The organism is Serratia sp. 506_PEND (assembly GCF_001076875.1).
GTDB classification, from domain to species: Bacteria; Pseudomonadota; Gammaproteobacteria; order Enterobacterales; family Enterobacteriaceae; genus Serratia; species Serratia marcescens.
The window spans coordinates 1-5,840 of record NZ_JVEL01000214.1 but is presented as its reverse complement, the minus strand read 5'-3'; the positions used below and the strand labels follow the sequence as shown (position 1 = coordinate 5,840).

At 61.0% G+C, this 5,840-nt stretch carries 7 protein-coding genes; 2 read left to right on the top strand and 5 right to left on the bottom strand.

What is annotated here, in order from left to right; all coding sequences use genetic code 11:
- Positions 1-5: 5 nt before the first annotated feature.
- The 5 genes from ADK28_RS05235 to ADK28_RS05215 form a co-directional block, all read right to left on the bottom strand.
- Positions 6-1,403 (bottom strand): amino acid permease, encoded by a 1,398-nt coding sequence (locus ADK28_RS05235; protein ID WP_048795079.1) that lies wholly within the window; start codon positions 1,401-1,403, stop codon positions 6-8.
- Positions 1,404-1,423: 20 nt separating this feature from the next.
- The gene (locus tag ADK28_RS05230) at positions 1,424-2,611 is read right to left on the bottom strand and encodes an aromatic amino acid transaminase (protein ID WP_033639958.1); all 1,188 of its coding nucleotides are present in this window, start codon (positions 2,609-2,611) and stop codon (positions 1,424-1,426) included.
- Positions 2,612-2,669: 58 nt separating this feature from the next.
- Positions 2,670-3,041 carry a RidA family protein gene (locus ADK28_RS05225; RefSeq protein WP_033639957.1) on the bottom strand — a complete coding sequence of 124 codons (372 nt, stop codon included), beginning with the start codon at positions 3,039-3,041 and terminating at the stop codon, positions 2,670-2,672.
- Between the two features lies 1 nt (position 3,042).
- A complete protein-coding gene (locus ADK28_RS05220) occupies positions 3,043-3,840 on the bottom strand; it encodes an alpha/beta hydrolase (RefSeq protein WP_048795078.1) in 798 nt (265 codons plus the stop codon).
- A 124-nt stretch (positions 3,841-3,964) separates the two neighbouring features.
- Positions 3,965-4,900 (bottom strand): LysR family transcriptional regulator, encoded by a 936-nt coding sequence (locus ADK28_RS05215; protein WP_048795077.1) that lies wholly within the window; start codon positions 4,898-4,900, stop codon positions 3,965-3,967.
- A 98-nt stretch (positions 4,901-4,998) separates the two neighbouring features.
- Between ADK28_RS05215 and ADK28_RS05210 the strand changes: the two genes are divergently transcribed.
- Both ADK28_RS05210 and ADK28_RS05205 read left to right on the top strand, forming a co-directional pair.
- Positions 4,999-5,634: a glutathione S-transferase family protein gene (locus ADK28_RS05210; RefSeq protein WP_048795076.1), complete on the top strand. Its 636-nt coding sequence runs from the start codon at positions 4,999-5,001 to the stop codon at positions 5,632-5,634.
- Between the two features lie 4 nt (positions 5,635-5,638).
- On the top strand, positions 5,639-5,840 hold a 202-nt coding region (locus tag ADK28_RS05205), incomplete at its 3' end, for a pyridoxamine 5'-phosphate oxidase family protein (protein WP_048795075.1).

Genomic DNA, 5,840 nt, shown 5'->3' with positions numbered 1-5,840 from the left:
CCGCATTACTTCACTTCCGGCGCCTTGAGCGGCGACGGCGCAGCCGCGCGGCGGCTCTGGAAGTGATAAGCCACCACCAGCAACAGGGTGAACGGAATACCGAACCACAACGTCATGCGGAAAAATTCGGTAAACGCGGTCGAGATCATCAGCGCCGCCATCAGCCCGGCGCCCAGCAAGGTGGTATAGGGGAACCCCCACATGCGGAACTTCAGGTGAGTCAGCCGATGCCGGCGGCGGAAAAACAGGTGGGTGACAAAAATCATCAGCCAGGTAAAGCAGGCGCCATACACCGAAATAGACATCATGGCGGCAAACGAAGTCTCCGGCGCCACCAGGCTCAGCACGATAGACACTACGATACCGATGCACGACATCGCCAACGCATTGACCGGAATGCCGCGCCGGCTGACGCGCCCCAACGCCGCCGGCGCCTGCCCGGCGCGCGACAGCGAGAACATCATGCGGGTGGTGATATACAGTTGGCTGTTCATCGCCGACAGCGCCGCCACCAGCACGATAAAGTTGAAAATACCGGCGGCGGCGGGCAGATGGATCACGTTCATCGCCATCAGGAACGGGCTTTCGCCGGTGCCGGATTGGCGCCAGGGCACAATAGCCAGCATCAGGGCGATCGACAGCATGTAGAAGATGAACAACCGCACGATGGTGCCCTTGAACGCCGCCTTCACCGCAATCACCGGATTCTTGGCCTCGCCGGCGGCCACCGCGATCATTTCAATGCTCAGGTAGCTGAAGATGGACACGATCACAGCGAACCACATGCCCTTGACGCCAAACGGCATGAAGCCGCCGGCGGTCAGGTTGCGCAGGCCGTAGGCCGGGTTGCCCGAGAATGCCAAAATGCCGATGCCGATCAAAATAAACGCCACGATCGCCGTCACTTTGACGGTGGACAGCGCGTATTCCACCTGACCGAACGACTTCACGCCGATCACGTTGACGACGATCACCGCCGCCGAGAACAGCAGCACCCACGACCAGGTCGGCGTCGCCGGGAACCAGAACTGCATGTACATGCCGATGGCGGTGACTTCGGTGCCCACCGCCAACACCACGCAGGACCAGTAAGAATAACGCACCAGAAAACCGAACAGCGGGCCGAGATAGAATTCAGCGTAATCGCCGAACGAGCCGGGCGTCGGGTGTTCGGAGGTCATTTCCGCCAGGCTCCCCATCAGCAGCAGCGCAATGACGCCGCCGATCAGGTAGCTCAACAATACCGACGGCCCCGCCATCTGAATGGCGTAGGCGCTGCCGAGAAACAGCCCGGTGCCGATGGCGCCGCCGATCGCCAGCATCGACATCTGTCCGGCGGTAAGATGCTTGTTCAACCCGCCCTGACGGCGGGCGATATGCTCAAAATCATTCATCTGTGGCATGGCTGTGCTCCCGGGCGGAGTTAGGCGGTACGGGTGACGTCGAGAATGGCGGCGGTCACGTAGTCAATGTTGCCGGGATTGAGCCCCGGCAAGCACATGCGGCCGGGTGAGACCAGATAGATGGCGTAGCGCTGTCGCAGAGTCTGCAGCTGCGCTTCGTTCAGGCCGGTATAGCTGAACATGCCGCGCTGATCGCGTATGCGCCGATGATCCAGCGAAGAACCGCCCTGCGCCAGGCCGGCGGCCAGTTGTTCACGCATCTGCTTGATGCGCACGCGCATTTCCGCCAGCTCATTGCGCCAAAGCCGGCCGAGTTCGGCGTCACCGAGCAGGGCTTCCACGATCTGGCTGCCGTGCGTTGGCGGGCAGGAGTAGCTGCGGCGGATCAGCGTTTTTAACGCCCCTTTGACGTTGACGGCGTTTTCCGCATCGGCGCAACGCACCGACAGCGCGCCCAGACGCTGGCCATACAGCGCGACGTTTTTGGAAAACGAGTTGCAGACTAAAAACGGCAGCTCGGTTTTCAGCGCTTCGCGCAACGCAAAGCAGTCCTCCTCCAGCCCATCGCCGAAGCCCTGATAGGCGATATCGAACAGCGGCAGCAGGTTACGCCGCTGCAGCACCGCGAGCGTGGCGCGCCACTGCTCCGCCGTCAGATCGGTGCCGGTCGGGTTATGGCAACAAGGATGCAACAGGACCACGCTGCCGGGCGGCAGGCTGTCCAACGCGTCGAGCATGGCGGCGAAACGCAGGCCGCCCGCCGCTTCATCAAAGTAGGGATAGGTATTCACCCGCAGCCCGGCGCCTTCGAAAATCGCCCAGTGATTGGCCCAGGTGGGATCGGACACCCAAATTTCACCGCGCGCCAGAAAGTGGCGCAAAAAATCCGCCGCCAGCTTCAACGCGCCGGAGCCGCCGACGGTCTGCACCGTGGCGATCTCGGCCGCCTGTTGCTCACCGAACAGCAGCGTCTGCACCTGGCGAGCGAACTGAGGCGAACCTTCGATCGGCGGATAACCGTGTGGGCGACGCAGCGCCAGCAACCGCTGCTCGGCGGCCTCAACCGCCTGCATCAGCGGAATATTCCCCTGTCGGTCGTAATACAGCCCAATGCCTAAATTCACTTTTTTCGGATTGGGATCCTGCAAATAGGCCTCCATGAGCGACATAATAGGATCGGCGGCGGAAGGTGTAATCTGTTTAAACATGACTCATCCTTAACTCGTTATTGAATTAATATTAAGACTGACTTAAGAAGAAATTAAATCAGGCGATGGCGCTGACGGTAATTTCTATTTTCATTCCCGGCACTACCAATTTTTCGACAATGACCGTGGAGCGATTGGGATAAGGATAATTAAAGTATTTCCGGTAAATATCATCGAGTAATTTAACGTCATTGACGTCGGTGAGATACACGATCACCTGCAGAACCTTATCGCTGTGGCTGCCCGCCGCCTTCAGCGTCTGCGCCAGATTATCGAAGGTCAGCGTAATCTGTCGCTCCGGCGCACCGGTGTCGATGCTGCCGTCCGCCCGCACCGGGCCGTGAGCGGTAAACAGCATGCCGCCGCCCCGGGTGGCCCAGGAAAAAGGCTGGCCGATCTCCGGCAGCCCGGTTTCTACGATCTCGCGCATGTCAGTGGTTCCCGTGGTGGTTAAGTTGGCGAAGCAGCGCGCCGTCGGCGGCGAACAACGCATCCAGAATGGTAAAATGATTGGCGCCGGGCACCGCGACCAGGTCGGCCGGCAACCCGCGTTGGCGCAGCGCCGCATGATAGTGTTGCGACTGACCTCTCAGTTCCGGCAGCTCCAATGCGCCGTAATACAGCGTAAGCGGCTTGCCGCGCGTCGGCAGGCGGCGCGCCGGGCTGAGCGTTTCAATTTGCCGCGCGCTCAGCTGCAGCGCCCGATTGACATAGCTTTGTTGCAGCGGCGCCAGCTCGAACAGGCCGCTGATGGGAAAGACAGCATCCACCAACGCATGCTGCTGCCAGAACGCCGCCAGATGCCCGCCGGCGGAATGGCCGCACAGATAAACCGGATGGGCATAGTGCGGCGGCAGGCGGCGCTGAATGGCATTCAACGCCACCCCGATCTGTCGGCATATTTCGTCAAGATCCACCGCCGGCGCGAGCGCATATTCCACCAGCACCACGTCAAAACCCAACGCCAACGGTTCGGCGGCGATAAAGGCAAAATCCGCCTTATCGCAGAATTGCCAATAGCCGCCGTGAATAAAAATTAACGTCCCCTGGTGCTGCTTTGCAGAATAGAGCCAATCAAATGTTTCGCGTTCGCTGTCGCCATACGCAATATTCTTTTCATGCTTTGCCTGATGATAAATATCTGCACTGCGGGTTTGAAATGAAGTCAAAACAGCCTCTTCATTATCCACCGCAGCGCCGTTATCATAGCTTCCCGCAAGATGTCTCATATATTAAACTTCGTTTATTATTTAAAATATGAGTTAACTATTAACACCGACAAAATTATTGTCAAGACGGGCGCATCAGCAATGCGCGCCCGGTAAAATAAAACCTGAAGAATAATGAAAAAGTTTAACCAATGAAACTTTTTGCGCTTATTTCCCCCCTTCCATCCGGCTGAATTTGCGGCAATGCGCTGAGCCGTTCAAACGCATAATCCCAGAAGGCGCGCACCTTCAGCGGCATGCGTTGCGCCTGCTGCGCCACCAGCTGCACCGGCATCGGCAGCGGCTCATGATCCGCCAGCAGCCGCACCAGCGTACCGGCGGCCAAATCGTCCGCCACCTGATAAGAGAGCAACCGGGCGATGCCCTTGCCGGCGCGCACCGCCAGCAGCTGCGCTTCCACATCATTCAGCAACAGCCGGGGAGCCAATCGCACCCGTTCGCCGTTTTCCTGCGGGCCGAAGCGCCATTCGCGCAGCGACGGCCGCTGGGTGCCGACGATGGTGGCATGCTCCGCCAGCTGCGCCGGCGAGCGCGGCTCGCCGCAGCGCGCCAGGTAATCCGGGCTGGCGACCGTCATCCGGCTGACCTGCCCCAGCCGCCGCGCCACGCGGGAAGAGTCCTGCAGATGACCGATGCGCACCGCGATATCCAACCCTTCGTCAATCAGATCGAGATTGCGATCGTTCAACACCATTTCGATCTGCATCTGCGGGTAGTCATCGAGAAACGCCATCACCACCGGCGCCACGTAGCGGCGGCCGAACTGCACCGGCGAAGTAACGCGCAGCAAGCCGCTCAGCCGCGCTTCTGCGGTATCCTGCACCACCGCCTGATAATCCTGCAGCAGCTGTTGCGCGCGTTCCAACAGCCGCATACCCGCTTCGGTGGGGGCCAGCCGTCGGGTGGTGCGCTCCACCAGCCGGGTGCCAAAACGCTGTTCCAGCGCGGCGATCGCCCGGGTGATCGCCGGCGCCGAACGCCGCAGTTTGCGCCCGGCCGCCGCCAGGCTGCCCTGCTGCACCACCGCCACGAAGATGGCCAACTCGTCTAGCCGATCCATAAATTCTTCCGAAAAGTGAAATTATCAATTTCCACATTGCCGTATTCCGCTCACTCAGCGCAAGAGTATGCTGACAAAAAGCACTGAGGAGAAACGCCATGTCCGCCATCACTCTCTACGGCACCCCGCTTTCCGGCCACGTTCACCGCGTAGCGTTGCTGCTGCGCATGCTGGCGCTGCCCTATGAATGGGTAGAAGCCTCGGCAGAGGTGCGGCAGAGCGCAGCCTTTCGCCGGCTCAACCCGTTAGGCCAGATCCCGGTCTTGCAGGACGGCGATCTGACGCTGGCCGACAGCAACGCCATTCTGGTCTATCTGGTGAAGCGCTATGCGCCGGACAGCCACTGGCTGCCGGAACAGCCGGCCGCGGCGGCGCGAGTGCAAGCCTGGCTTTCCAAAGCCGCCGGTGAAGTTCGCTACGGCCCGGCCTCTTGCCGACTGATCGCCCAATTCGCCGTGCCGGAGGATTATCAGGCGGCGCGGGCGGTCAGCGATCGTTTCCTGCCGCAGATGGAACAGCACCTGAGCGAGCGCGACTACCTGGCCACCGAACACCCGACCATCGCCGATCTGGCCTGCCACAGCTACGTGGCGGTCGCGGCCGAAGGCGGCATTTCGCTGGCGCCTTACCCTGCGATACGCCGCTGGACGGCGCGCATCGCGGCGCTTCCCGGCTTCTTCGCCATGCCGGCCCTGCCGGCACCGGCGGCACCGGCGGCACCGGCGGGGAGCTGAAGCCATGATCCCGCAACTGTTCCATCCCGACGAGCTGCGCGCGCAGACGCTGGCCGGGTTTGGCGGCGTAGGCGGCGGCATCTATCCCGCGATGCCGGATCAGCACCGCGCGTTTTTCGCCGCGCTGCCCTACCTGTTCGTCGCCACACTGGATGAACAAGGCTGGCCGATCGCCACCCTGTTCACCGGCCCGCCCGGATTTTTAC

Excerpts from the sequence above, each read along its gene's own strand:
- ADK28_RS05235 (WP_048795079.1), bottom strand. The coding sequence starts at position 1,403 with ATGCCACAGATGAATGATTTTGAGCATATCGCCCGCCGTCAGGGCGGG.
- ADK28_RS05230 (WP_033639958.1), bottom strand. The coding sequence starts at position 2,611 with ATGTTTAAACAGATTACACCTTCCGCCGCCGATCCTATTATGTCGCTC.
- ADK28_RS05225 (WP_033639957.1), bottom strand. The coding sequence starts at position 3,041 with ATGCGCGAGATCGTAGAAACCGGGCTGCCGGAGATCGGCCAGCCTTTT.
- ADK28_RS05220 (WP_048795078.1), bottom strand. The coding sequence starts at position 3,840 with ATGAGACATCTTGCGGGAAGCTATGATAACGGCGCTGCGGTGGATAAT.
- ADK28_RS05215 (WP_048795077.1), bottom strand. The coding sequence starts at position 4,900 with ATGGATCGGCTAGACGAGTTGGCCATCTTCGTGGCGGTGGTGCAGCAG.
- ADK28_RS05210 (WP_048795076.1), top strand. The coding sequence starts at position 4,999 with ATGTCCGCCATCACTCTCTACGGCACCCCGCTTTCCGGCCACGTTCAC.